The 26,104-nt window shown below is 43.2% G+C and carries 24 protein-coding genes; 13 read left to right on the forward strand and 11 right to left on the reverse strand.

Annotated features, from left to right (window positions below):
* Window positions 1–137 precede the first annotated feature (137 nt).
* Window positions 138–1,742 carry a bacillithiol biosynthesis cysteine-adding enzyme BshC gene (bshC, locus tag GVT53_RS03180; protein WP_166247384.1) on the forward strand — a complete coding sequence of 535 codons (1,605 nt, stop codon included), beginning with the start codon at window positions 138–140 and terminating at the stop codon, window positions 1,740–1,742.
* Between the two features lie 206 nt (window positions 1,743–1,948).
* Here bshC and pgmB read toward each other — a convergent pair whose 3' ends face one another.
* Window positions 1,949–2,608, reverse strand: coding sequence for a beta-phosphoglucomutase (gene pgmB / locus GVT53_RS03185; RefSeq protein WP_166247385.1), 660 nt, complete (start codon window positions 2,606–2,608; stop codon window positions 1,949–1,951).
* Between the two features lie 206 nt (window positions 2,609–2,814).
* Here pgmB and guaA point away from each other — a divergent pair, with 206 nt between their 5' ends.
* The 4 genes from guaA to GVT53_RS03205 are packed head-to-tail and all read left to right on the forward strand — an operon-like array spanning window position 2,815 to window position 7,445.
* Window positions 2,815–4,347: a glutamine-hydrolyzing GMP synthase gene (gene guaA, locus GVT53_RS03190; RefSeq protein WP_166247386.1), complete on the forward strand. Its 1,533-nt coding sequence runs from the start codon at window positions 2,815–2,817 to the stop codon at window positions 4,345–4,347.
* On the forward strand, window positions 4,344–6,536 hold the full coding sequence (locus GVT53_RS03195; protein WP_166247387.1) for a LysM peptidoglycan-binding domain-containing protein: 2,193 nt from the start codon (window positions 4,344–4,346) through the stop codon (window positions 6,534–6,536). Before guaA ends, GVT53_RS03195 begins: the two co-directional genes overlap by 4 nt.
* Window positions 6,514–6,918 carry an OsmC family protein gene (locus tag GVT53_RS03200; RefSeq protein ID WP_166247388.1) on the forward strand — a complete coding sequence of 135 codons (405 nt, stop codon included), beginning with the start codon at window positions 6,514–6,516 and terminating at the stop codon, window positions 6,916–6,918. Before GVT53_RS03195 ends, GVT53_RS03200 begins: the two co-directional genes overlap by 23 nt.
* The gene (locus GVT53_RS03205) at window positions 6,906–7,445 is read left to right on the forward strand and encodes a DUF922 domain-containing protein (RefSeq protein WP_166247389.1); all 540 of its coding nucleotides are present in this window, start codon (window positions 6,906–6,908) and stop codon (window positions 7,443–7,445) included. Before GVT53_RS03200 ends, GVT53_RS03205 begins: the two co-directional genes overlap by 13 nt.
* On the opposite strand, the gene GVT53_RS03210 is transcribed toward GVT53_RS03205, so the two are convergent.
* Window positions 7,423–7,647 (reverse strand): helix-turn-helix domain-containing protein, encoded by a 225-nt coding sequence (locus GVT53_RS03210; protein ID WP_166247390.1) that lies wholly within the window; start codon window positions 7,645–7,647, stop codon window positions 7,423–7,425. The two genes, GVT53_RS03205 and GVT53_RS03210, sit on opposite strands and share 23 nt — an antisense overlap.
* A 56-nt stretch (window positions 7,648–7,703) precedes the next feature.
* Here GVT53_RS03210 and GVT53_RS03215 point away from each other — a divergent pair, with 56 nt between their 5' ends.
* Window positions 7,704–7,901 (forward strand): hypothetical protein, encoded by a 198-nt coding sequence (locus GVT53_RS03215; RefSeq protein ID WP_166247391.1) that lies wholly within the window; start codon window positions 7,704–7,706, stop codon window positions 7,899–7,901.
* A 56-nt stretch (window positions 7,902–7,957) separates the two neighbouring features.
* On the opposite strand, the gene GVT53_RS03220 is transcribed toward GVT53_RS03215, so the two are convergent.
* Window positions 7,958–9,295 carry a TrkH family potassium uptake protein gene (locus GVT53_RS03220; RefSeq protein ID WP_166247392.1) on the reverse strand — a complete coding sequence of 446 codons (1,338 nt, stop codon included), beginning with the start codon at window positions 9,293–9,295 and terminating at the stop codon, window positions 7,958–7,960.
* A 149-nt stretch (window positions 9,296–9,444) separates the two neighbouring features.
* On the reverse strand, window positions 9,445–10,308 hold the full coding sequence (locus tag GVT53_RS03225; RefSeq protein ID WP_166247393.1) for a hydroxypyruvate isomerase family protein: 864 nt from the start codon (window positions 10,306–10,308) through the stop codon (window positions 9,445–9,447).
* Between the two features lie 43 nt (window positions 10,309–10,351).
* Here GVT53_RS03225 and GVT53_RS03230 point away from each other — a divergent pair, with 43 nt between their 5' ends.
* The 3 genes from GVT53_RS03230 (at window position 10,352) to yidC (ending at window position 14,211) form a co-directional block, all read left to right on the forward strand.
* The gene (locus GVT53_RS03230) at window positions 10,352–10,594 is read left to right on the forward strand and encodes a DUF3820 family protein (protein WP_166247394.1); all 243 of its coding nucleotides are present in this window, start codon (window positions 10,352–10,354) and stop codon (window positions 10,592–10,594) included.
* Between the two features lie 49 nt (window positions 10,595–10,643).
* On the forward strand, window positions 10,644–12,278 hold the full coding sequence (locus GVT53_RS03235; RefSeq protein WP_166247395.1) for a CTP synthase: 1,635 nt from the start codon (window positions 10,644–10,646) through the stop codon (window positions 12,276–12,278).
* Window positions 12,279–12,342: 64 nt separating this feature from the next.
* Window positions 12,343–14,211 (forward strand): membrane protein insertase YidC, encoded by a 1,869-nt coding sequence (yidC, locus tag GVT53_RS03240; protein ID WP_166247396.1) that lies wholly within the window; start codon window positions 12,343–12,345, stop codon window positions 14,209–14,211.
* A gap of 273 nt (window positions 14,212–14,484) precedes the next feature.
* Here the strand turns inward: yidC and GVT53_RS03245 are convergent, their stop codons facing one another.
* Window positions 14,485–16,353, reverse strand: a complete 1,869-nt coding sequence (locus tag GVT53_RS03245) for a fasciclin domain-containing protein (RefSeq protein WP_166250405.1) — start codon at window positions 16,351–16,353, stop codon at window positions 14,485–14,487.
* A gap of 203 nt (window positions 16,354–16,556) precedes the next feature.
* Here GVT53_RS03245 and mnmA point away from each other — a divergent pair, with 203 nt between their 5' ends.
* The 3 genes from mnmA to GVT53_RS03260 are packed head-to-tail and all read left to right on the forward strand — an operon-like array spanning window position 16,557 to window position 19,265.
* On the forward strand, window positions 16,557–17,747 hold the full coding sequence (gene mnmA, locus GVT53_RS03250; RefSeq protein ID WP_166247397.1) for a tRNA 2-thiouridine(34) synthase MnmA: 1,191 nt from the start codon (window positions 16,557–16,559) through the stop codon (window positions 17,745–17,747).
* A gap of 53 nt (window positions 17,748–17,800) precedes the next feature.
* On the forward strand, window positions 17,801–18,742 hold the full coding sequence (locus tag GVT53_RS03255; protein ID WP_166247398.1) for an NAD(P)H-dependent flavin oxidoreductase: 942 nt from the start codon (window positions 17,801–17,803) through the stop codon (window positions 18,740–18,742).
* A 49-nt stretch (window positions 18,743–18,791) separates the two neighbouring features.
* Window positions 18,792–19,265, forward strand: coding sequence for a YfiM family lipoprotein (locus GVT53_RS03260; protein ID WP_166247399.1), 474 nt, complete (start codon window positions 18,792–18,794; stop codon window positions 19,263–19,265).
* Here GVT53_RS03260 and GVT53_RS03265 read toward each other — a convergent pair.
* From GVT53_RS03265 to GVT53_RS03290, 6 genes are read right to left on the reverse strand one after another with little or no spacing between them, the layout of a single operon-like run.
* A complete protein-coding gene (locus GVT53_RS03265) occupies window positions 19,258–20,589 on the reverse strand; it encodes a DUF58 domain-containing protein (RefSeq protein WP_166247400.1) in 1,332 nt (443 codons plus the stop codon). The two genes, GVT53_RS03260 and GVT53_RS03265, sit on opposite strands and share 8 nt — an antisense overlap.
* Before the next feature lie 2 nt (window positions 20,590–20,591).
* A complete protein-coding gene (locus GVT53_RS03270) occupies window positions 20,592–21,575 on the reverse strand; it encodes an AAA family ATPase (RefSeq protein WP_166247401.1) in 984 nt (327 codons plus the stop codon).
* Window positions 21,565–22,782 carry a DUF4350 domain-containing protein gene (locus tag GVT53_RS03275; RefSeq protein WP_166247402.1) on the reverse strand — a complete coding sequence of 406 codons (1,218 nt, stop codon included), beginning with the start codon at window positions 22,780–22,782 and terminating at the stop codon, window positions 21,565–21,567. The genes GVT53_RS03270 and GVT53_RS03275 overlap by 11 nt, the downstream gene beginning before the upstream one ends.
* The gene (locus GVT53_RS03280; protein WP_166247403.1) at window positions 22,775–23,506 is read right to left on the reverse strand and encodes a DUF4129 domain-containing protein; all 732 of its coding nucleotides are present in this window, start codon (window positions 23,504–23,506) and stop codon (window positions 22,775–22,777) included. Before GVT53_RS03280 ends, GVT53_RS03275 begins: the two co-directional genes overlap by 8 nt.
* A complete protein-coding gene (locus tag GVT53_RS03285; RefSeq protein ID WP_166247404.1) occupies window positions 23,507–24,397 on the reverse strand; it encodes a hypothetical protein in 891 nt (296 codons plus the stop codon). It abuts the gene before it with no gap.
* Window positions 24,381–25,352 carry a stage II sporulation protein M gene (locus tag GVT53_RS03290; protein WP_166247405.1) on the reverse strand — a complete coding sequence of 324 codons (972 nt, stop codon included), beginning with the start codon at window positions 25,350–25,352 and terminating at the stop codon, window positions 24,381–24,383. Before GVT53_RS03290 ends, GVT53_RS03285 begins: the two co-directional genes overlap by 17 nt.
* A gap of 33 nt (window positions 25,353–25,385) precedes the next feature.
* On the opposite strand from GVT53_RS03290, the gene GVT53_RS03295 reads away from it, so the two are divergent.
* Window positions 25,386–26,102, forward strand: a complete 717-nt coding sequence (locus GVT53_RS03295; RefSeq protein ID WP_166247406.1) for an RDD family protein — start codon at window positions 25,386–25,388, stop codon at window positions 26,100–26,102.
* Window positions 26,103–26,104: the final 2 nt, after the last annotated feature.

Here is a 26,104-nt window from a genome sequence, read left to right on the forward strand (position 1 = left end):
AAATCTACTAATAAATTGAACCAGAAACCTAATTTTATAGGGGTGGGACCGCTAAAATTGCATAAAATTCAATTAACGTATTTTTGGGATGAGAAATAAAGAAGAGACTTATCTTTGAACACCTCATTACAGTTTTAATGGAAGTAGAATGTATACGCTTTAAGGAGACCGGTTATTTTTCCCAATTAATTTGCGACTATTTAGATCAGAAAAAAGAGTTGTCGTCCTTTTACAACAGATTTCCCTTGCTCGAGAATTTTGATGGACAGATCAAAGAAAAAGCCTCCAACTATCCAAAGGCGAACAGGTCTGTTTTGGTCAATTCTTTAAAGGCTCAATATAAAAACGTCAAAACCTCACAGGTAACCCAAAATAATATTGATTCGCTCCGTGACGAGAATACCTTTACCGTGGTGACAGGGCACCAGTTGAATCTTTTTACCGGGCCATTGTATTTTCTTTACAAAATTGTTTCCACCATCAATTTGGCCAAAAAGTTAAATAGGGAGTATCCCGAAAATCATTTTGTCCCGGTATATTGGATGGCAACTGAGGATCACGATTTCGATGAGATCAATTACTTCAATCTACATGGAAAAAAGGTACTTTGGAACAAAAAAGCTTCCGGAGCGGTAGGTAGATTGTCGACCGATGGCTTGGAGGACGTTTTTGAAATATTTGCTTCAGAACTTGGAAATTTAGGGTTGACCTATAATCTGAAGGAACTTTTTAAGAAGGCATATTTGGAGCATGAAACGCTCACAGAGGCGACCAGATATCTTGCCAACGCCCTTTTTGGGGAACATGGACTCGTAATCGTTGATGGTGATGACAAGGGTTTGAAGCAATTGCTGGTACCCTATGCCAAAAAGGATATTCTTGAACACACTCCATTCCATAAAATTTCGGAAACCATTGATGCTTTGGGAAAAGTGTCTTCGGAGTACAACATACAGGTAAACCCTAGGGAAATCAATTATTTCTATCTAAAGGACGGTTTACGGGAAAGAATCGTTGAGAAAAATGGAAAATATGGTGTCGTTGGTACCCAAATCCAATTTTCCAGAGAAGAACTCATACAGGAGTTGAATACTTATCCGGAACGGTTTTCGCCCAACGTGGTGGCACGTCCACTCTACCAAGAAGTGATCTTGCCGAACCTTTGCTATATTGGCGGGGGAGGGGAGCTGGCCTATTGGCTGGAACTCAAATCCTATTTTGATGAGGTAGGGGTGACATTCCCCATGCTGATGCTGCGGAACTCAGCTTTGCTGATATCGGAGAAGCAGTCGGAAAAAGTGGAAAAAATGGGTTTGAAGATCCCCCACTTGTTTAAGAAGCAACATTCGCTCATCAATAAAAAGATACGGGACATTTCCAATATAGATATTGATTTTTCACCCCAGAAAAAGTTGTTGGAAGAACAATTCCAACACATGTACGACCTGGCCGAGCAGACCGATAAAAGTTTTTTGGGTGCCGTAAAAGCGCAGGAAGTAAAGCAGAAAAAAGGATTGGACGCTCTTGAAAAACGTTTGCTCAAAGCCCAAAAGCGCAAGCTGAAAGATCATGTAGTTAGGTTGACAGACCTACAAAATGAACTGTTTCCCAATCAGTCCTTGCAAGAAAGACAACTCAATTTCTCGGAGATCTATTTGGAAATGGGGGAGGATTTAATTCCATTGTTGTTGGATAAGCTGGACCCATTTTCCAAGGACTTTACCATTATAAGGCACACATAATCCGAAGTTTACTTGGCTTCAACAAAAAAATCAAAAAAATATTAAATCCTGGGTAGGGTATTTACATTTTGGATTGTTCCATAGGTGTAAATAGCTATGAAAATTTAAATTTTGAGTTGGTTAACTCATATGTTTAGGTTGGTTTTGATTTTATTGAAAAGCTCCGGAGTGGTTCCCGGAGTTTTTTGCTTTTAAGGCGAAAGCATTTAAAACAACTCCTTGAAATGCGATTTTACCTCGAAAAGTGTCGCCTGCTTCATGGTTTCAAATCTTATATCGGCATGCCCCACACGCTCTTCCGGGCCAATTCCCACACTATGGAACTTTCCTGCTTTGGCCGCATCGATTCCTTTTTCCGCATCTTCAAAAACGATACAGTTTTCGGGTCGCAATCCCAATTTTTCCGAAGCATATAGAAAAATATCAGGTGCAGGTTTACTTTTGGAAACACTGTTGCCATCGCCAATTACATCAAAAAAGTGAACAGCATTGAGCTGCTTAAGGACCTTGTTGGCATTTTTACTTGCACTTCCCAGCGCAACGCTGAATCCTTCCGAACGTAAATGGGTCAAGAGTTCCCTGGCACCTGGGAGATAATCATCCGGCGTCATGTCGTCGAGGCTCTCTACATAAATGTCATTTTTTTTCGTGGCCAGTTCAACCACGGTAGCTTCGTCCAAGGAAACCCCGTTGTGGTCCATGATTACTTTTATGGAATCCATCCTTGAAATACCCCTCAATTTTTCATTGAGTTCACGGTCAAACTTCCAGTTCATTTCGTCTGACAATTTTTTCCACGCATCATAGTGCAGTTCGGCGGTGTCCGTTATCACACCATCCAAATCAAAAATGAATCCCTTAATCATGGTCGGTTCAATTTAAAACGCAAAGAAATAATGAAATCCATTAAGAAAAAAACTATATAAGAGCGGGTTCTTTTTAAAAAGAAAATGGGGCATGCCCCAAAATAATGGATTGTTGATAACCCGTTGGAATTACTTCATGTAAAAACTTGTCATAAATATCCTTTAAAAGATACTTTTGCAACTAAAGCAAATTGCTATTTTTGCCCATGCATAACAACGTACTCATCCTAGACTTTGGTTCCCAGTACACACAATTGATCGCGAGACGCGTTAGGGAACTCAACATTTATTCAGAAATCAAGCCGTACAACAAGCTGCCCGAAAACCTATCGGATTACAAGGCTGTAATTCTTTCAGGTTCGCCGTCATCGGTACGTTCCGAACAGGCGCCCCATCCGGATTTATCTCAAATAAAAGGGAAAAAACCTTTGTTGGGTATATGCTACGGTGCGCAATATCTGTCCCATTTTCATGGGGGCAATGTAGCGCCTTCCGCAACCCGGGAATATGGTCGTGCCAATCTTTCCTATGTAAAGGATGGTGAGGATTTCCTTGAGGGTATCGGGGAAGGTAGCCAAGTATGGATGAGCCATAGCGATACCATTAAGGAACTTCCCGAAGGAGCTGTCCGGTTGGCAAGTACGCACGATGTGGAGAATGCCGCATATAAAATTGATGGGGAGATTACCTACGGGATTCAGTTTCATCCCGAAGTTTACCATACTTCGGACGGAAAACAACTGTTGAAAAACTTTTTGGTGAACATTGCCGGTTTGGAGCAGGATTGGACCCCGGATGCCTTTGTGGAAACCACTGTTGAGGAATTGCGCAGAGAGATAGGTGATGAAAAGGTAATTTTAGGACTGTCCGGCGGTGTGGATTCCAGTGTTGCGGCCATGTTATTGCACAAGGCCATTGGTGACCACCTGTACTGTATTTTTGTAAATAACGGACTTTTGCGCAAAAATGAGTTCGAAAGTGTTTTGGACCAATACAAACACATGGGCCTTAACGTAAAGGGAGTGGATGCTTCGGCACGCTTTTTGGATGCCCTGAAAGGAGAATCCGACCCCGAAGGAAAAAGAAAGATCATCGGAAGGGTCTTTATCGAGGTTTTTGATGATGAGTCCCACCAAGTGGAAAATGCGAAGTGGCTCGCCCAAGGCACCATTTATCCAGATAGGATTGAATCCGTTTCTGCGAGCGGAGGACCATCAGCAGTAATCAAAAGTCATCATAACGTTGGTGGTTTGCCCGATTACATGAAGTTGAAAATAGTGGAGCCCTTGAAAATGTTGTTCAAGGATGAGGTAAGACGGGTAGGTGCAAGTATGGACATGCCCCCAGAAATTTTGGGAAGACATCCATTTCCCGGTCCTGGTCTCGGAATTCGTATCTTGGGAGATATAACTGCGGAAAAGGTGGCGATCTTACAGGAAGTGGACGCCATTTTTATTGATGGATTGAAAAAATGGGGACTTTATGACAAGGTTTGGCAGGCCGGAGCCATGCTTTTGCCCGTAGATAGTGTGGGAGTTATGGGAGATGAGCGTACGTATGAAAAATGTGTAGCGCTCAGAGCGGTTGAAAGTACGGATGGTATGACCGCGGATTGGGTGAATTTGCCCTACGAATTCCTGCAAAAAACCTCGAACGATATAATAAACAAGGTTAAAGGCGTTAATAGAGTGGTGTACGACATTAGTTCAAAACCACCGGCAACTATAGAATGGGAATGAAAAAATATATGTTACAACTGGTTTTTACCATGGTCTTTTTTTTGGCCTTGGTGCCGGTTTCTGCGCAAAACTATGCAACGCATGCTGTAAAGAAAGGGGAAACCCTGAAGAGTATTTCACAAAAATACAGGGTTACGCCCTACAGCATATTGCAGGCCAACAAGGAAATTAAAAATGCTTCCGATGTCAAGGAAAATACTATCCTTATAATTCCTTTGACAGGTAAGGTTACGGAAACCAAACCTGAGCAGAAACCTGTGAACAAAGCCGAAGAGCAGGAGGAGGAAGAGGTAAAGCCAATCCGTTTTATACGGCATAGGGTAAAGCGAAAGGAGACCATATTTGGTATCACAAAAAAATATAACATTACCCAAGATCAACTCAAAAGATACAATACCAATCTGTATTCGGAGACCCTTGATCGTAAAATGATACTTCAGATTCCAGTATTCCCCGAGGTTGACCCCAATGAGGAAAAAGAACTGGATTTTGAGACCTATACCGTACAGCCCAAGGAAACACGATGGAGCGTTGCCCATAAATACGGAATAAGTGTGGACAGCCTTTTGATATTGAACCCTGAACTGGACAAAAACACCAATTATTTGGCTGCCGGCCAAGAATTGAAATTGCCAAGGCCCAAGGGCGACAGTTTGAAGGAGCAAAAAACCGAACTTTTCACTTCGTATACCGTACCTCCCAAAATGACACTTTACAGTTTGGGAAGGGAATACGGTATTCCGACCGACTCCATTGTTAGGCTCAACCCAGAGATCATGAAGCAGGGTGGTCTAAAAGAAGGTATGGTGGTAAGGCTTCCCAAAAAGAGGGACCGTGAAGGAGAGGTAAATACCGAGAATTTTATTTTTTACGAGGTAAAGCCCAAGCAAAATATCTTTAGGATTACACAAAACCTTAAAATCACAAGGGAAGAATTGTTCCGATTGAACCCAGCGCTCGAAAATGGCCTGAAAGCTGGAATGGTGCTAAAACTACCAAAGGAAAAAGCCGAAGAACTTGAGGTGAAAAATGCCTTGGTTCTGGATAAAATCAATTTGGTGGACAGCATCGATGTAAAGAACAGGCCCAAACTTGTTTTTATGCTTCCTTTTAGGCTGGACAAGGTCAATGTGGCCGATACCGAAAAAACTGAAGAGCTCATCAAAAACCGTAGGGACTTGGCGCTGAGCCTCGGATTTTATACCGGTGCCATGGTGGCTTTGGATTCCATTAAAAAGTTAGGGGTCTCCGTGGACGTAAAGACCTACGATACCCAACTGGACCAAGCCAAGGTCAAGGAAATTCTTTTCAGGGAAAACTTGAGTGGTGTGGATGCCATTATAGGGCCATTGGCAGCTGGGCCTTTGGATGAGGTTGCCGTACAAGCGGCCTCAAAAAGAATCCCGGTGATCGCCCCAATTTCGTCGGACAGTAAATTGAGCCACAACAATGTGTTCTTTTCAGTGCCAAGGGATGCCGTGCTCCGGGAAAAGTTACTGTCCTATATGGAAAAAATCCATAAGAACGAGAATGTGATCATCATTGCCGATTCTACCCATCAAGTAGCACACGACTCCATTTTGAGCAAATTTCCGGCGGCACAGATTGCAAAGGTTATCGATAATAAATCATTGCATTTAGATCGTTTCCTCGTCAAACTTTCCAACGAAAAGGAAAACTGGGTTTTCTTGGAAACCGACCAGCCCAATATGGTGGCCAGTGTCACCTCCATCTTGAACTCCGCCAATACCCGGATTGGAGAAACCGATACCGGAAAACAGATCAAGGTTCGCATGTTCACTACCAGTTATAATGGGGCCTTTGAGGATGATGCAGTATCAAAAGCGCATTTGTCCAACCTTAGGTTCACCTATCCATCCTTCTATAAAGAAAGCGGTAACGATACTTTCGTAAGCGCATATACCAAAAAATACGATGGTCTTTTGCCGGATAGATACGCTGTGCGAGGGTTTGATGTGACCATGGATGTGCTATTAAAGCTCGCGTACAAGAAAAATCTTTTTGAGACCTCCAAATATATCGGGCTAACGGAATATTCCGGAAATGGTTTTGATTATTTGAATGATTGGACCTCTGGATATTTTAACAGGGCATGTTATATTATGGAGTACAATAACTTAACGATCAAGGAAGTAGAGCCAAAAAATGACGTCAAAAGTAACTTATAACGGAAATCTTCGTACAACCTGCGTGCACATACGTTCCGGCAGCGAATACATTACCGATGCCCCTGTGGACAACAACGGAAAAGGTGAAGCGTTTTCGCCCACCGATACCGTGGCCACGGGCCTTGCCAATTGTATGATGACCATGATGGGCATTAAGGCCCGCGATATGGACGTGGATTTAACAGGGTCCACCGCTGAGGTGACCAAGCACATGGCGGCCGACCCAAGACGGATTTCCAAGATTGAGGTCACATTTGAAATGCCTGCGGCCTTGTCCGAAAAGCAAAGAAAAATTTTGATGCATACCGCCAACACCTGTCCGGTGCATTATAGCCTTCATCCCGATATTGAAAAGGTAATCGAATTCAATTGGACAAAATAATCTCCATAGGATGTATTTTTCTACTTGTTTTTTTTGGAATCGCACAAGAAATCGAGCAGGGAGTTCCATGGAGCGAAGATATAAGGCTTACTTGGGCCGATTTTAAGGGAAAAGTGCCCCCGGGCGAACCAACGGCAGCAACCACCGCAAGCGGTATCAGTTATTCCTATTCGGCCAATTTGCTGCACCACGAGGTTAAACTGGATTTTGAGGTGAACGCTTATTTCTATCCGAACGAATCATGGTACAAGCCCCAATTGTGCAACGAGAACACCTTGGCCCACGAACAACTTCATTTTGACATTACCGAAATTTTTGCACGTAAAATGCGCAACAAGCTACATAGAACATCCTTTTCCGATGATGTAAAAGCTGAGGTACGTAAGATTTATAAAGACATTCTCAAAGAACTGCAAGAGTACCAAGAGCGTTACGATTGGGAAACCAACTTTTCCAGAAACCGTGAAAAACAGGCAGAGTGGAACCAAAAGATTGCTGAAGCCCTTAAAAATCAATCAAATCCCTAACTTTTAATTCCATAGCATCGGCCAAAGCTTTAAGAGTGCAAATTGAAGTGTTGATGTCCCCTTTTTCAATAGAGTTTATTTGACTACGAGATATGTTTGACTCGTAGGAGAGATCATAGGTAGAGATGCCTTTTTGTTTTCTGATTTCCTTGATTCTTTTACCAAGGGCTTTCAGGTATTTTTCATCTCTAATTTTAGTCATGGGTCTAAAGTCTCATATTTTGTTTAGATTTGTAGACCTATATATCGTACTATATTATGATGAACACTAATCAATTGGACGAGTTGTCCCAAATAATCGAGAATCGTTATGGTACCCCTGAAACTTTGGCAAATTGGTTGGATCTAGCCGTGGAAATGTTGTTCTATGTGGAAGAAGACACTTTTTCCAGAGACGAGTTACAGGAAGTGGCCACGGCAATCAGGGGAGTGGTCAGGGTTTTGAGGTCAGCGTGATTTATAGCAAAACAAACCTTGAACATCTATCTTTTTAGCATCAACTCTGCTGCAATCTACACGGCCAAATCTTCACTTTTCAATTTTAAATCTTGCTTTTTCATTCGCATCAATAAAGCAAAGCCAAAGGTAAGTACCCCAACACGCCCCAGGAACATCAATAGGATGATAAGCGATTTACCTACCCCTGATAGGTCGGCGGTGATTCCTGTGCTTAAACCTACGGTTCCAAGCGCAGAGGCCACCTCAAAAAGGATTTTATCAAAATTGGATTGTTCGGTAAAGGAAAGCAAAAAGCTGAAAAGAAAAATCATCGATGTATAGAGAATAAAGGTGGATGTCGCCACAAAAAGGCGTTCCAAGGGAATGGTCCTTTTCAAAAAAGTTATTTTTTTCTGACCGAGCAACCGACTTTTTAAAATGGCGACCATAGCGGTCAATGTAGTTATCTTCATCCCACCGGCGGTACCGGATGGCGACGCCCCGATGTACATCAAAAAAATGGTCAAAAGGAGGAGTGGCAATGAGAGCGAACCGATCGGCACCGTGTTGAACCCAACAGTGGTCATGGAGGTCATCGATTGGAAAAAGGCTTCCATCAACCGGTGTTCGGATGCTTTTACAAGGGGTTCCGTAAAATAAAACAGCAACGTGCCGATCCCCAGTAGAATTATAAATCCATATATTATAATCTTAGAAGTAAAGGTAATCGCATTTGACTTTCCCATGATTCTGTACCAAACATCGGTAATCACAATAAAACCAAGGGACCCTGCAATCGCTAAGACGGAAATGGTCCAATTGATGAGGGTATTTTCGGAAAAGCTCTCAAAACTATCATTAAATAGGCTGAAACCGGCCGTACAAAAGGAAGAAACGCTATGGAATAGTGAAAACCATACGCCTTTTAGGCCCGTAATTCCCTCATTGTGAAAAGCTATGTAAAAGGAAATGGTGCCCAAAAACTCCATGACCAATGTAAAATAAACAACACTTTTTATAAAATCCTTGATTTGAATGGTGGCGGGCATGGTGAATTCCGCGCCAATAATTTTTTGGTGCCATCTGGTAATGCGTTTGGTCGTGAAGAGCAGGTAATACGTGGTCAGGGTCATATAACCAATCCCGCCGAGCTGAATAAGTATCATAATGATGAACTGCCCAAAAAAATTGTAAGAGTCAAATATGCTTATCGTTACAAGTCCGGTGGTTGAAATGGCCGAAGTTGAAATGAATAGGTTGTCCAGAAAGGCGACATCGGTTTTATGAAAAAGCGGGATCGATAACAATAGAAACCCTACCAGGGTGTACAAAAAAAAGCCCCAGACTAAATTTAGTTGGGGAGATTTACTTATCTGGAACCTTTTGTATCTGGATTGAATTGTACTGAACATCGTGGTTTTGATTTCAAATATTCAAACAAATCTAAGACCGAATTTTGAATAACGCATCACGGCTTCGTTAAATTCAACCAGCGCATGTGCGATAGATTTTATAAACGTGGCAATAGCAGTAGCCACATATCAGAATTTAATGACGAAAACTAAACATCACACCGCATAAACCCATCCTTTAATGCCGCGATCTTATCCTCCCAGGTAACGATAAACTCTTGGGCCACGTAGCCCTTAAAACCCGTAGCATGTATCGCTTTTATGATGGCAGGGTAATAAAGTTCCTGTGTTTCATCAATCTCATGCCTACCGGGAACGCCCGCCGTGTGGTAGTGCCCAAAATAGGGATGGTAGTTTTGAATACTTCGGATAATGTCGCCTTCTTGGATCTGCATGTGGTAGATATCGAACAACAATTTAAAATTATCGCTGCCCAAATGCTTGCACAGTTCCACACCCCACAAAGAATTGTCGCACATATAATCCGGATGGTTCACTTGGTTGAACAGTTCCATTTGGATGACCACACCATGTTTTTCCGCCAAGGGCATGATCTGCGAAAGTCCGTCAACGCAATTTTGCAGCCCTACATAATCGTTCATGCCATTACGGTTGCCGCTAAAACAGATAAGGTTGGTGTAACCGGCTTCGGCCACCTTCGGAATCATTTCCGTATAGTTTTTTATAAGCTGCTCGTGGTATTTGGGATTGTTCCAGCCTTCGGTCAAACTAATTTCGGCCCCATTGCACATGGAACAATGGATGTCGTATTTTTTCAAGATGTGCCATCTATCCGGTCCCACCAAATCAATGGCCTTAACGCCGAGCTCGTTGAGGGTCTTTAAAAAATCTTCGAAGGGAATATCGTTAAAGCACCATTCACAAACACTGTGGTTGATGTTGCCCTTGAGTTTGAATTCTTTGGTTTGCCCTTGAGCAGCAGTCATGGCAGAGGCTGAAGCCAGACCTGCAGACCCAACAGCGGCCGTGGCTATAAAATTTCTACGTTTCATTTTACGGATTTGTTCTCGGAAAGATAGTATTTTAGACCTAGATATGGAAATACGCCCCGATTCAAAACAATTGTTGGAACTGGCACATTATAAGATGCCGTTCGGTAAATTTAAAGGGCGGTATCTTGTAGACCTGCCCTTGCCATATTTGGTATGGTTTCGCCAAAAAGGCTTCCCGGATGGAAAACTGGGCGATTACCTAAATACCATGTTGACCATTAAGGATAACAACCTGGAACCCATCATTAGAAAGTTACAAAAAGATTTTCCTCGCCAATCTACCTGATTTTTGCCCCGCAATTAGTAACTTTACGCCCCGTAATAGAATGATCAATATGTCAGATACCAAGTACATTTTCGTTACGGGAGGCGTTACTTCATCGTTGGGTAAAGGAATTATCGCCGCATCCTTGGCTAAACTACTACAGGCCAGGGGATACCGAACCACCATCCAAAAGCTGGATCCATACATCAATGTTGACCCGGGAACACTTAACCCATACGAGCATGGCGAATGTTATGTGACCGATGATGGAGCCGAAACCGACTTGGATCTTGGCCACTACGAACGTTTTTTGAACGTACGTACCTCACAGGCCAATAACGTTACTACAGGTAGGATCTATCAAAGTGTTATTGAAAAGGAACGCCGCGGTGAGTTTTTGGGAAAGACCGTTCAAGTTGTGCCACATATTACCAATGAGATCAAGGAGCGTATCCAAATTTTGGGCAAGAGCGGTGATTACGACATCATTATTACCGAAATAGGGGGAACCGTGGGTGATATTGAATCGCTTCCTTATATAGAATCGGTTCGCCAGTTGCTTTGGGAATTGGGCGAGCACAATGGCATTGTAATCCATTTGACCTTGGTGCCATTTTTATCCGCAGCGGGCGAATTGAAGACGAAGCCCACCCAGCACTCCGTAAAAACCTTGATGGAAAGTGGAATAAAGGCCGATATTTTGGTGTGCAGGACCGAGCACCATATTTCTGAGGACATCAAAGAAAAGCTGGCTCTATTCTGTAATGTTAGAAAAGAAGCCGTTATTCAATCCATAGATGCATCCACCATATATGATGTTCCCTTGTTGATGCAAGAGGAGGGGCTGGACACGGTGGCCTTGGAAAAATTGGCGCTGCCAAATACAACCGAGCCCAATCTGGACCAATGGAAAGAGTTCTTACAACGTCATAAAAATCCAAAGGATAAGGTAGTGATCGGGTTGATAGGCAAATATGTGGAACTTCCCGATTCCTATAAATCCATACAAGAGGCATTTATCCATGCCGGGGCGGCAAACGAAGTGGAGATAGAGGTGAAATCCATTCATTCCGAACACCTGTCCGCAAAAAATATTGAAAAGAAATTACAGGGGCTGGACGGTATTTTGGTCGCTCCTGGTTTTGGTGAAAGGGGAATCGAGGGCAAGGTAAATGCCGTTACCTACGCGCGTGAGAACAATATTCCTTTCTTGGGCATCTGTTTGGGCATGCAAATGGCCGTAATCGAATTTGCGAGAACGGTTCTTGGCCTGACCAAGGCCAACTCCACCGAAATGAACAGTGAAACGCCGGACCCGGTAATCAGCTTAATGGAGGAACAGAAAAATGTTACCGATAAGGGCGGTACCATGCGTTTGGGAAGTTGGGACTGTCACCTTAAAGAGGGAAGTCTGGTCCATGGCGTATATGCCACTTCGGATATAGAGGAACGCCATAGGCACAGATACGAGTTCAACAATACATATAAGGACCAATTGGAGGAAGCTGGCCTGGTCGCATCTGGAGTAAATCCGAAGACCGGTCTTGTGGAAGTCGTGGAAATTCCATCGCACCCTTGGTTTGTTGGGGTGCAGTACCACCCGGAGTACAAGAGCACGGTAGCTAATCCACATCCCTTGTTTGTGGGGTTCGTAAAGGCGGTATTGACCCAAAAACAGAAACAAAACAATGCCAGTTTGGCATAAAACAGGCTTTTGGACATATATTTGCCACCTGAAATAGCAATAAATATTTCTCTAAATACTATTCATGGAAGAAAAGAAGCTGGATATTAAATCCATTATTGGATTTGTACTGATTTTTGGGATACTCATTTTTATGTTTTACCAAAATCAGCCAACGCCAGAAGAGCTTGAGGCACAAAAAGCAGAGCAAGCACGTGTCGAGGCAGAGGCCGCCAAAGCAGAGCAAGAGACCAAGACCGCTCCCGTAAAGGAAACCAAGACCGTAGACCTTAATGATTCCACGGCCGTGGCCAATTACAAGAGCACTGTTGGGGCCTTTGGATTTACCCAAACTTCGGACGGAACCACGCTACTCGAGAATGAAGTGCTTAAACTGGAAATTTCCAATAAAGGAGGACAGATCGTGGAGGCAAAAATGAAGGAATTTGTAACCTTCGATTCGATTCCTGTATACTTGGTGAAGGACGGAAACGCCAATTTTGCCCTGAACTTTACCACAACGGACAACAGGGTGCTCAGCACGGCCGACCTTTATTTTGAACCATCACTATCGCAAAGTGGGGACAATAAGGTGCTTTCCATGAAAGCCAAAGTGGCGAACAACCAATTTTTGGAGTACCGCTACGAAATGAAGCCCAATGATTATTTGGTTGATTTTACCGTTCGTTCCCAAGGCTTGAACGGGGTTTTTAACACCAGCAAACCGCTTACTTTAGAGTGGGATTTGAAAGGAATCCGGCACAACAAGAGTGTGCAGTACGAAAATAGGTACACCCGTTTAACGTACAATCATGATGATGGGGACATCAGTAAACTTTCGGAAAGCAGTGATTTTGACGAGGAAACCGAAGTGGATGTGAAGTGGCTGTCGTACCGTCAGCACTTTTTCAGCTCCATTTTGGCAACGGACGATCACTTTAAGACGGCAGACCTCACCTCCACCAATTTGGTCGAGGAAGAAAGCAAGGAACTCCGTTTTACCAAAGAATATAGTACCAGGGCACCTTTGGAATATCAGGGTGGGGAAATATCGCAGAACATGTATTGGTATTATGGGCCTACCGATGTAAAGGTGCTGGATAACTATACAGATTTGGGATTGGCGGATTCCATTCCATTTGGTTGGGGAATCTTCGGTTGGATCAACCGATACGTATTTACCCCGTTCTATACGTTCTTAAGTTCGTTCTTGCCGTATGGTATAGCCATTGTGATCATGACGATTTTGGTACGATTGGCACTTTCGCCGGTGACCTATAAATCCTATTTGTCGCAGGCCAAGATGAAGGTGTTGAAGCCGGAGATTTCAGAGATCAACGAAAAGTACAAGGACAACGCCATGAAAAAGCAACAGGAAACCATGAAGGTCTACAACAAGGCAGGGGTGAGCCCCATGAGCGGTTGTGTACCGGCCTTGTTGCAGTTGCCCATTTTCTATTCACTGTTCATGTTTTTTCCAACATCTTTTGCATTACGTCAGAAACCATTTTTGTGGGCAGAGGATCTATCATCCTACGATACCATTTTTGAGTTGCCGTTCACCATACCTTTTTACGGTGACCACGTATCCTTGTTCCCGATCTTGGCATCCGTTGCCATCTTCTTTTATATGCAGATGACTACCGGACAGAGCATGCAGATGCAGCAGCAACCGGGTATGCCGAACATGAAATTTATTATGTACCTATCGCCCATTATGATGTTGTTCTTCTTTAACAACTATGCGAGTGGATTGAGTTTGTACTATTTCGTTTCCAACTTGATTACCATCTTTATTATGTTGGCGATCAAGAACTACATTCTGGACGAGGAAAAGATTCATGCCCAGATACAGGAAAACAAGAAGAAACCGAAAAAAGAGAACAAGTTCCAGCGTAAAATGCGCGAAATGATGGAACAGGCCGAAGAGCAAAAGAAATCAGGAAAAAGATAATCCGGTATAAGTAAACTTTTTGGTACAATAAAAAACTCCCTCAAGATTGCCTTGGGGGAGTTTCCATTTACAGGTATAGTTTGGAAAGATTTGGGACTCCAAAGATGCGTCATTGACCACATCCAAAAAACTAAAAGTTGTAAAATGCTCCTTTTTTGTGGGCAGGTAATCCTTTATTGATGTCTCATCGATTAACGGTAAATATTAAGAGATAAAAAGCCCCTCCAAATTTTATTGAATGGGCTTTTTCAAATATTATTCAAGTAATTAAGACTAGTTCATTGTATCAGGGATAAGAACTGTGTCCACCACATGGATAACACCATTTATGGCTTGAACGTCCACGTAATCTATTCCAATTCCCATATTTCCTGCACCGTCGGTAATGTCAGCAATGTTATCTCCAGTACCCGGTAGGTTAATGGTAATCATATCACCTTCCAATGTTGTAGCGGTGGCACCGTCGCTCAAGTCGCCCGAACGTACATTGGCACCTGCCACTACGTGGTGTTGAAGAATTGGCGTTAAGGCAGCTTCTTCAGGAATACTGGTCAAAGCGGCAAAAGCATCGTTGGTAGGAGCAAACACGGTAAATGGATCACTTCCGTTACCATCTTGGGCGGACAGCACACTAACAAAATCTGTACCTGGTGTCAACTCGGTCAACGCTTGTACCAAAGTAGAGAAGGTAGGATCGGCAGTAGCAAAAGTCACTACGGTCGGCAAGTCGATTACGGCATCCACTGTATGGATTACTCCGTTGCTGGCTACGATATCCGCCATTACCACACTACTGGTTCCGTTCAATGTAACACCATCATCGATATTTACGTAGAGGCTTAAGTTTTCGTCTGTTGCGAATTCTGCCTCAGTTGTGTAATAGGTATTGGTCAAATCCGAGCGGAAGGCAGCGGCGCCCATCACCACATGATTGGCCAAAATGGCATTGATATCATTTGAATTTGGATTTGTGAATGCGCTGAATGCGTCGTTTCCTGGAGCAAATACGGTGAAAAGTTCTTCTTCGTTGGATAACAAATCGGTGAAAGTTGTGTTTCCACCATCAGTCAAAGCACCTACCAAGGACGAAAGCCCGGGATTGGCAATAGCATGATCCACAATATTTGGAATATCGATTACGGCATCAACTACGTGCACTATACCATTGATGGCTTTTACATCCGCTGTTACTACGTTTGATACCCCGTTGAACGTTACACCATCAGAGGTATCGAAGAACAAGCTTACCATTTGGTCTCCTGCTCCCGTTGCCATTGTGCTGGTGTATCCAGAACCAAGTCCGGTCAAATCTTCGGAAGTCACTTCGCCACTGATTACGTGGTTGAGCAATACGTTGGTCAATACATCAACAGGAACATCTTCCAAGGCTGCTCCGTCTAGGAACGTTTCAAAGGCCTCATCGGTCGGGGCCAATACGGTAAATGGTCCATCTCCCCTAAGTACGGTTGGCAAATCGCCGTTGGCAGCAGTCAGTGCAGCGACCAAGTTTTCTAGATTTTCGTTTCCGATGGCTAAATCTGTGATGGGCATCAAAATAATATCGGCCAATTCATCCAAAATGGCTTGGGGCAAAAGAACTTTGTCAATTATGTGAACGACCCCATTGGAAACCTCGATATCAGCATCCACCACTTGTGCCGGAACATCTGTGGCATCTTGTATAAACACATCACCATCGATAACAACTTCAAGTGATGAACCTTGCAGGGTGGTAAGGCTCATGCCATCACTCAAATCCGTGGAAAAAGCGGCATCTGCCACCACGTGATATGTTAAAATCACAGCAAGTAAATCTTGAAGCTGTTGTGAGCTAAAATCGTCTAAGGAATCAAAACCGTCCAATTGGGCCAGTAAATCATCAAATGCTTCGTTGGTCGGGGCAAATACGGTAAATGGTCCTTCACCGCTAAGGGCAGTTATCAAATCATTGTTTGCGCTCTCGTCTGCTTTTTGAAGAGCGGCAACCAAGGTACTAAGTTCAGATGTTGCCTGTGCTGCCTCTACTATATTGTTCTCTTCCTCAGGTGGTGGCGTAGGGCCGTTATCATCATTGGAGCAAGAAGTAAATCCCACAAATAGGAGTAAGCACGTCAGTCGGGTTAAATGTTTTAAAGTTTTCATGTTGTTCATAGATGTTTGTTTAACAATTTAAAAGTAACGTTAAACAAAATAAAAACAATAATGTTTAACATTTATAATGAAAACTTTAACAAAAATTAAGTTTCTGTTTCTTTGATAGTTATTTGCTCGAAAAAAATGCTTTAAGAGAGATTTATAATTTAAATGAACACCAATTTGTATTTTTGTGCTCTTAAATCATTGCAATGAAAAAGGTTGTTGTTGGACTTTCGGGAGGGGTGGATTCAAGCGTAGCTGCTTATTTGCTCAAAGAGCAGGGATACGATGTCATTGGACTTTTCATGAAGAACTGGCACGATGATTCTGTGACCATATCCGAGGAGTGCCCTTGGTTGGAGGACAGCAACGATGCTTTGATCGTAGCCGAAAAATTGGGAATTCCTTTCCAGACCGTTGATTTAAGTGTTGAATACAAGGAACGTATCGTGGACTATATGTTCAATGAATACGAAAGGGGAAGAACGCCAAATCCCGATGTGCTGTGCAATCGCGAGATCAAGTTCGATGTCTTTATGAAAATAGCCCTACAACTGGGCGCCGATTATGTGGCTACGGGCCATTATTGTAGAAAGGGAACCATCCTGAACGAGGACGGGACCGAAACGTATCAATTACTGTCGGGCAAAGACCCCAATAAAGACCAATCCTATTTTCTTTGTCAACTATCGCAAGAGCAATTGTCAAAGACTTTATTTCCTATTGGAGCGTTGTTAAAGCCGGAAGTAAGGAAGATAGCCGCCGAAAATAATTTGATCACTGCGGATAAAAAGGATTCCCAAGGACTTTGCTTTATTGGGAAAGTGCATTTGCCCGAGTTCTTACAGCAAAAATTGAAGCCCAAGAAAGGGGTGATCGTGGAAGTGCCAAGTGATGCGGCCCAATTTTCCACCATGGTTCCCGAATTTCAAAATGAAAGGGAGAAACTTACCTTTCGTGCGGAGAAACCTGTTTACAACGAATCGGACGGAAAGGTTGTTGGAGAGCATCAAGGTGCCCACTATTTTACCATTGGTCAACGCAAAGGCCTAAATGTTGGCGGAACCAAGGAACCATTGTTCGTTATCGATACCGATGTGGATAAGAACATTATTTATACGGGACAGGGAAAAGCACATCCCGGACTGCTCAGAAACACCTTGTTCATAAAAGATGATGAGCTCCATTGGGTACGCCCCGATTTGTCATTGGAGGTGGATGGTACCATGAAAGTTATGGCGCGCATCCGATATCGTCAACCCTTGCAAGCTGCAACGCTCTACAAAGTAGAAAACGGTCTTTTTGTTGATTTTAAGGAAAAACAATCAGCCATTACCGAAGGACAATTTGCGGCATGGTACCTTAACGATGAATTGATAGGTTCCGGGGTAATCTCCTAAACGCATACCTTATTTATTTTGATTATTTTGGTGGAAACTTGAACAAAATTTTCATGCAAAATAAAATCACACAACTTTTCGGAATCGAATATCCCATCATTCAAGCAGGGATGGTATGGGCCAGCGGTTGGCGTTTGGCGTCTGCGGTTTCCAATGCAGGTGGATTGGGACTGTTGGGGGCGGGCAGCATGTATCCCGAGATATTGGAGGAGCATATCATCAAATGTAAAAAGGCGACCGACAAACCTTTTGGCGTGAATGTTCCGATGCTCTATCCCGATATTGAAAAGTTGATGGATATTATAGTAAAGCATGAGGTGAAGATTGTGTTCACATCGGCTGGCAACCCTAAAACCTGGACAACATTCCTCCAAGAAAAAGGAATAACCGTTGTGCATGTGGTAAGCAGTGTAAAGTTTGCCTTAAAGGCACAAGAAGCTGGAGTGGATGCAGTGGTGGCCGAAGGTTTTGAAGCTGGCGGTCATAACGGACGTGACGAGACCACGACCATGGTACTGATTCCATCCGTAAAGGAAAAGATACATATTCCGGTCATTGCCGCGGGAGGTATCGCTACGGGAAGGGCTATGTTGGCCGCCATGGTTTTGGGTGCGGATGGTGTTCAGGTCGGCAGCAGGTTCGTAGCCTCGCCAGAAGCCTCCTCGCACGAACTGTTCAAAAAATATGTAGTGGATGCCAAAGAGGGCGATACCCAATTGACATTGAAGGAACTTGCCCCTGTGCGGCTGCTCAAGAACAAGTTTTTTAACGATGTCCAGGCTGCCTATGCAAAAGGCGCCACCAAGGAAGAGCTAAAAGCATTATTGGGTAGGGCACGGGCCAAAAAAGGGATGTTCGAAGGCGATATGGAGGAAGGTGAACTGGAAATCGGTCAAGTTTCCGGTTTGATCCATAACATAACACCGGCGGCAGAAATCGTCCGTGAACTTATGGAAGAGTTTCACCGGGCAAAAACTGAAATGCGGAACTATTGAGGCCTCGCACAGTAAGTCATGGAAACTTTTAATATATTTAGTCCGCGCAATGAGAACACTAATCCCCACACTACTCTTTTTTGTGCTCGCCTCGCATTGCCATGGGCAAGTGGAGCGGGACAAAGCACTCCATTTTTTGGGAGGTAGCCTATTTGGCCTGGCAGGGGCTGGAATTGCCAAGCAGGCCACGGAAGGCAATCGAATTTGGACATTTGTGGGCTCTGTGGCAGGTAGTACACTGATTGGTCTGGCCAAGGAAACTGTAGATGCCGGACAACGCGAGAACGGTTGGGACAACGATGATCTGGTCGCTACGATCTTGGGCGGTGTTACGGTCGGGATTACAATCGATTTGGTTTCCAAAAAAGATGATAACGGAAGGCTGAGGGGGCGTTATTCTAACATTGATTTAAAAAGGGGTCAACGTTTTCCCCGACAGCAAATCGAATTTATTGTATTGAAGGACAAATTACCTTCCTTGAATACGTTGGGACTATCCAACTACGAGCTTACCGCTAAATAATTCCCCTGGCTTTTATTTCCAAATATTTGTTGATGGTGTTTACCGTAAGTTCCTCTGGTTTGGTGAGGATGGTTTGGATGCCATACTTTTGGAGTTCTTTTTGCATCAATCTCTTTTCCAAGGAAAACTTCTCCGCAATAGTCTTGTGATAAATGGATTGCAGATCTTCGGCATCCGTTGAGATCAAGGATTCCAATTCCGTGTTCTCAAAGAATATGACCACCAATACATGTTTTTTGGCCATGGCCAAGATGTAGGGCAATTGTCGTTTTAACCCTGAGATATGTTCAAAATTGGTATAGAGCAACAAAAGGCTACGTTGGTTCACCTTGCGCTTTACATGGGCATACAATAACCCAAAATCCGAATCGGAATAGTCAGTGGATATATTGTACAGACTCTCCATAATGGTGTTGAGGTGCGTGATTTTTTGAACGGCGGGCACAAAAGTCTCTATCTTTTTGGAGAAGGTCAGCAATCCCGTTTTATCGTTTCTTTTGAGGGCGACATTGGAGAATGCCAAGGCCGAGTTGATGGCGTAATCCAATAGGCTCAATTCGTTGAAAGGCATTTTCATCACCCTGCCCGTATCAATGATCGAATAAATGGGCTGGGATTTTTCGTCCTGGTATTGGTTTACCATCAATTGGCTCCTTTTTGCGGTAGCTTTCCAGTTAATGGTCCGCACATCATCACCCTTTATATATTCCTTGATCTGTTCAAACTCTTGGGTATGCCCGATCCTTCTAATTTTTTTCAGCCCAAATTCGGTTAACCGATTGCTCGTGGCCAAAAAATCATACTGTTGCATTTGAATGATGGAGGGATACACAGGTACCATCTGATCCTTTTGAAACGTATATTTTCTTTTGATGATACGAAGCGGGGAGGAAGCAAAAACAATCAGGTTGCCAAAAACATATTCTCCACGTTCCACGGGACGCACCGAGTATTCAAAAAAATAGGGCTCACCTTTGTGAATACGGGTCCTATGCTCAAAATCCCTTTTTTGGAACTGTACGGGCAATTCATCAATTACAAATGCTTCCGTTTTAAACGGATATTTGGAGCTAAAGTGCACGGATAAGATATTTTCATCACTATTGGACAGTTTTTGTGGAAGGTTTCGATGGGCCTGTATGCCATTTTTCGTGGCATACATCAAATAAAGGTCAAAAAAGAAAAGCGCCAATAACAGATAGACCAAGAACCACGCAATGGGGTATAGGGCCGGTACCCAATAGGAAATCACAAAACAGGCGGATAGTACGGCGATATACCGAAAGAAACTATTGTGTATGTACAGCGACCGGAGGAATGCCATGCTTAACGTGGAATTTCAACGGATTCCATAATCATGGTGACGACATTTTCGGTGGTCATGCCTTCCATTTCCCGTTCGGGAGTTAAAATGACCCTGTGGTTCAGTACTGGGACCAATGCTTTTTTTACATCTTCCGGAATAACAAAATCCCGGCCGGAAATCGCAGCAAAGGCTTTGGCAGCGGTCAAAGTAGCAATGGATGCCCTAGGCGATGCCCCCAAATATAGATGCGGATGATTTCGGGTCTGCGTGATAATATTGGCAATGTAGTCCAGTATTTTTTGTTCCACCACCACTTCATGAATGTTCTTTTTGAACTCGGCCAGTTTTTTGGGTGTCAACACCGCTTTTATTTGATCTTGTGGTTTTTCGCCCTTGCGTTCATGATGGTTCTGAAGAATGATCACTTCTTCCTCAACAGAGGGATAATCCACCTTGATCTTGAACAGAAAGCGATCTAATTGTGCTTCCGGCAGGGCGTAGGTGCCTTCTTGTTCAATGGGGTTTTGTGTTGCCAATACCATAAATGGATTCCCCATTGGGTATGTGGTTCCGTCAACGGTGGCTTGCCGTTCTTCCATGGTCTCAAAAAGCGCGGACTGTGTTTTGGCTGGGGCACGGTTGATTTCGTCTATCAAAATGATATTGGAAAATATGGGCCCTTTTTTAAATTCAAACTCGGTTGTTTTGGAATTGAACACGGAGGTTCCCAAAATATCGCTCGGCATAAGGTCGGGCGTAAATTGGATACGGTTGAACTCCGTTTTAAGCGTTTTGGCAAAAAGCTTGGCGGTCACCGTTTTGGCAATTCCGGGCACTCCTTCTATCAGGGCATGTCCATCGGCCAAAATGGAAATGATCAAAAGTTCTATAAAATCCTTTTGTCCCACGATTATGGTGGACAGTTCTTTTTTAACCTGTTCCACGGTGTCCCTCAACTCTTCCAAGGGAACTCTGCTGTCAAAGTTCAAGTCGTTATTTTCCATCAACGTTTGCTTTAAATGCTTCTATTTTTTTATTGAGATTCTTCAGTTCTTCTTCGGTAATATGTTGTTTTGCCCTGAGTTTGGTAATCATCCCCAGTAAATTTTTCACCTCTTCCAATGTTGAGTTGCTCCGCAGGGCCAAGTTTCTCAAAAATGTTTCATCTTCCAGGTCTTGGGTCGTCACATACAATCTGGACCTGAGATATTCCAAAAAGTAATCAATTTTATGTTTGGTGATCAGATGTAGCTCCTTTTTTTCAAAATACATATCGGCAATGGTGCGGGTAAAGGCCAAGGTTTGGTTTTTTACCGGGGACACTACGGGAATGGCACGTTGTTTACGTTTTCCTTCAAAAATAATGTAAACGATGGCTCCGATCAGGATGAGGTAATAGGCCCATTTAAACTCCTCGGTGTTCAGGAACAGGTACATGGGCGAAGTGTAAAATGATTTTCCCGATTTATGGAAGTTGTCCATATAGATGGTTTCGCTTCGGTCCAAATAGGATAGCAGTCCCGCTGTATATTCGCTATTATCGTCCTTGAGTATAAAATAATTGGTGAAGGCCTTTGGGAAGCTGGACAACACGATTTCCCCTTTGCCGAACGGTTGTTTTATGGTGTTGGCATGTTTGGTCAAGGTACCCGTACTATCGGCAGTGGTGTATACCTGACCGAGAACCGTGGTGCGTAAGGTATCCAACTGGTCGAAACTGGGGGTGTAATAATCTTTGGTAAACTTTACCTTTTTGTTTTTAAAGGCAGGATTGACCAATTCAAAATAAAAAATGGGTTCCAACTGGCCATCATTGTAAACAAATCGCTGTTTTAAATTTAGGGTGTCCAATAATTTTGTCTCGAAGGAACTTGAGGCTACAAATAGTTGGTTCCCTTGATCTACCCATTCCAAAATGGTATTAAGCTCTGCTTTTTCAAAAGATACTGTCTCGTTTACGAAAAAATAGGTGCCTTTGACGGAGTCGGTTCGACTGAGAAATTCAAAAGGAGGTTTTTGGATTTGTTGGACGGCATCTGGGAAATATTTTTCCATCAAATCGTTCAGCACATAAGTTCCGTAGGGTATTTTATGATGGGAAACATAAGAGGGGAACCAATTGATTTTTTTTGGTTTGTTGTACTCCAAAGCGAACAAGGCCGCCAAGGTCAAAATACCTATTGTTATGTATATCCAACCTTTTCTAGACATCTGTTATCGATTTTTTTAAGGATGAAAATACCTGTTCGGCCTTTTGATAACGCTCTTGGTCCAGCTCAAATTCTCCGTACCAAACATAATCGTAGAGCAGGGTGGCTTTTCCGAAACCATTTTTAAACGAACTTTCGGACAGTTCGGCCATGTAGTCGTCGTTGGTCTTTTGTTGTTGCCAATCGATCAAATCCCGTTCCGATAGCAATTGAAGGATGTAGAGGTAATAATATCGGATGGCCAGTCTGTAATTTTGGTCGGTCAGCGCTTTTTTGATCAATTCCTGAATGTCCTCGTTCTTGATGATGTGCTCGTCCTCCGAAAGTGTGACCACATTCGGGTTTTTCTTGTTCTGCCCAATTCCCATAATGTTGGATTTCACAAAAAACCGTATCACCAGATAAAGGAACAGTGCGAGTAAGAGATAGGGCAATATCTTTAAAAAGGCGGCTAAATAGCCCTCCGCATTGCCCACACCGAATATCCATTCAAAAAAACGACGTAAAATGTTGTAGAACCAATTTACGATATCCGTCCACCAGCTATTTTCGGTTTTTACTTCTTCGTAGTTGAAGTCACTATCGTTTTTGTAAGTGTCCAGATCTTCCGAATTCAGTTCAATAGGTTGTAGGTCCGATTCATCATACTTGACAATGGAATCGTTTTGGGCAAAAATGATTGTCCACGATAACAATAGGTATGATAAAATCAGTTTTTTGAGCATTTATTCCTCCGTGGATTTTCCGAGACCTTCAATCCGTTCAAAAGTACCGGTAAAATTTTTCTTCTCGTTAAGATTGAAGAAAATCAACGAGGTGGCCACTAAAAATATGAGGTTCATCAGAAATTGCACCAAGGTGCTCAAGAGGTTCAGAAGCAGATAGATGGGGTCGTTGAAGACATTGAAGTTCTCCGCGTCCATTTCCCCGGAGAAAACGCCCATTTTTATCCAACTGTATATGATCGTTGGCAAACTAAAGGCATACGAAGCTATGACAACAATAATATAAATGACGAACAGTGTGGCGAAGGTAATCCACCAATTTTCTTTGATCAGCGTAAAACTGTACTGGTAGGATTCTATGGTATCCTTATTAAGGAACACAAGAATGGCAAAGGAAATGGAAAGCGGCACAGCTAAATAAATACCAGGTATTAAACAGAACATGGCTCCGATAAATACGGATATTCCCACTATGATCCCCAAACCGATCAAGGACCAAAACGAACCGTAAACACCCTGTCGGATTTCGTCATAATTTGTAGTGCCCTTGTGCTCAATGTACGATTTTATGTAGTGCAGCACAGTGCCCTGCGCCAAAACATAAGCGGCTATGGAACTTAACAGGAGCGCTGCTACGGCCAATACCATAATAAAAGGGGAATATGTGGGAGTGGAGGTGTTCCCAATAACGCTCAGGTTAAAAATATCACCAATGGTGTACATATAGAACCCCACGGAAATCAACATCACCAAGATATAAGGTCCTACAATTTTTAAGATGGTTCCCAAAAATGGTTTGAACTCATTTCGGATAAAAACGAAGGAATCGGAGAGAATTTCTCCCAGTTCCCGCTGTTTTTTAAACTCGATATAGTTATTGGGTCTCTGCATAAGTGGTTTTTCTATGGATTTGGTATGGATATATGATGTAGTAAAAAATAATCAGGAACAACGATGCCAAGATAATGAAAATGGCCAACCAGTCCGGCATTTCGGTATGTCGTGTGACAAAGCCTTCCAAAAAACCGGCAATAATAAAAAAAGGCACGGTACTTACCATAATTTTGAGCCCGTTTTTGACTCCTTGTTTAAAGGATTCCAAACGGGTATAGGTTCCGGGGAAAAGAATACCGTTGGCCAACACCAGTCCGGCACAGCCGGCAATAATGATCACAGAGATTTCTATGGTACCATGGATCCAAATGGTTCTGGCGGATTCCCACAGCAGTCCCTTCTCGTAAAAAAAGTACTGAAAACTCCCTAACATAATGCCGTTCTGCAGCATGATGTACAGTGTGCCCACACCCAAAAAAATACCGAAGGCAAAGGCGTAAATGGCCACTTTTATATTGTTTATGGTAATTCCCAAGAACATATTAAAGGCTCCCTGCTCCTTGTAAACGGCCATCGGGTCTCCTTTTTCAATATTCTCCAAGGTCATGTTTACATAGCCGTTGCCCAGAATGGAGCGCACAAAGTCACCCTCGTTGGCCGAGGAGAACGCACCCACGATCACAAAAAATGCAAATACCAAAAAAGAAATGAGCAATTCCCGGTGATGCTGTTTAAACATGGTGGGGAACTCCGTTTTCCAAAAATGTACAATACGGTTTCTGGATTCCCGTTTGGTCTTATATATTTTTTGATGCGCTTGCGAAGCGAGCGTATTCAAGTAAATTTGGGTGTTGCTGCCGGGGTAAAAGGTCTTTGCGTAACTTAGGTGGTCGGTAATCTCGATATACAGATCCGAAAGCTCATCAGGATGAAGTTGGCCCTTATTGATCAGGGCATTTTCAAAAGCGGCCCATTTATCCTTATTTTGCCTTACAAAAGCGGCCTCGCGCATGCAATTAATGGTTTGTAGTAAAGAAACTAAAATATGGAACAATTTCAAATAGAAACGGCCCAAAATATAACCATCAATCAAAATACCTCTCACCTTGGAGAGCGGATGTTGGCCTATATTATTGATAGCTTTATCATTGTGGTCTACACTATCCTGGTTTTTGTTTTTTTGGCATCCCTCGACATCGATATGGGGGATCAATGGGCATTCTACCTGATACTTTCCCTTCCGGCGTTTTTGTATTATCTACTTTTCGAGACCTTAATGGATGGGAGAACCATAGGAAAGGGCGCCATGAACCTTCGGGTGGTGAAATTGGACGGTTCCAAACCCAACTTTGGCAATTATTTTGTTCGATGGGCACTTCGGATCATCGATGTGGGAATCACCTCAGGTGGTGCGGCCGTACTTACCATCTTGGTTCGCGGCAAAGGGCAACGGATAGGTGATATTGCCGCAGGAACCACGGTCATTAGTGAAAAAAAGCGGGTATCCTTAAAAGATACCTTGCTCAGGGAACTGCCCGAAGATTACAGACCGACATTTCCGCAGGTCACTGTTTTTAAGGATCAGGAAATGCGTACCATAAAAGAGCTGTACGATAAGGCCAGACTCAATGGAAACCACAACGTTATTGTTTCTTTGGACAAGCGCATTAAGGAAGTGTTGGGCGTACAGACCGTATTGAAGCCCCTCGAATTTGTGGATGTGATCATAAACGATTACAACTATTACACCCAAAAGATGTAAAC

The sequence above is a fragment of the Flagellimonas oceani genome, assembly GCF_011068285.1.
In the GTDB taxonomy this organism is placed as follows: Bacteria; Bacteroidota; Bacteroidia; order Flavobacteriales; family Flavobacteriaceae; genus Flagellimonas; species Flagellimonas oceani.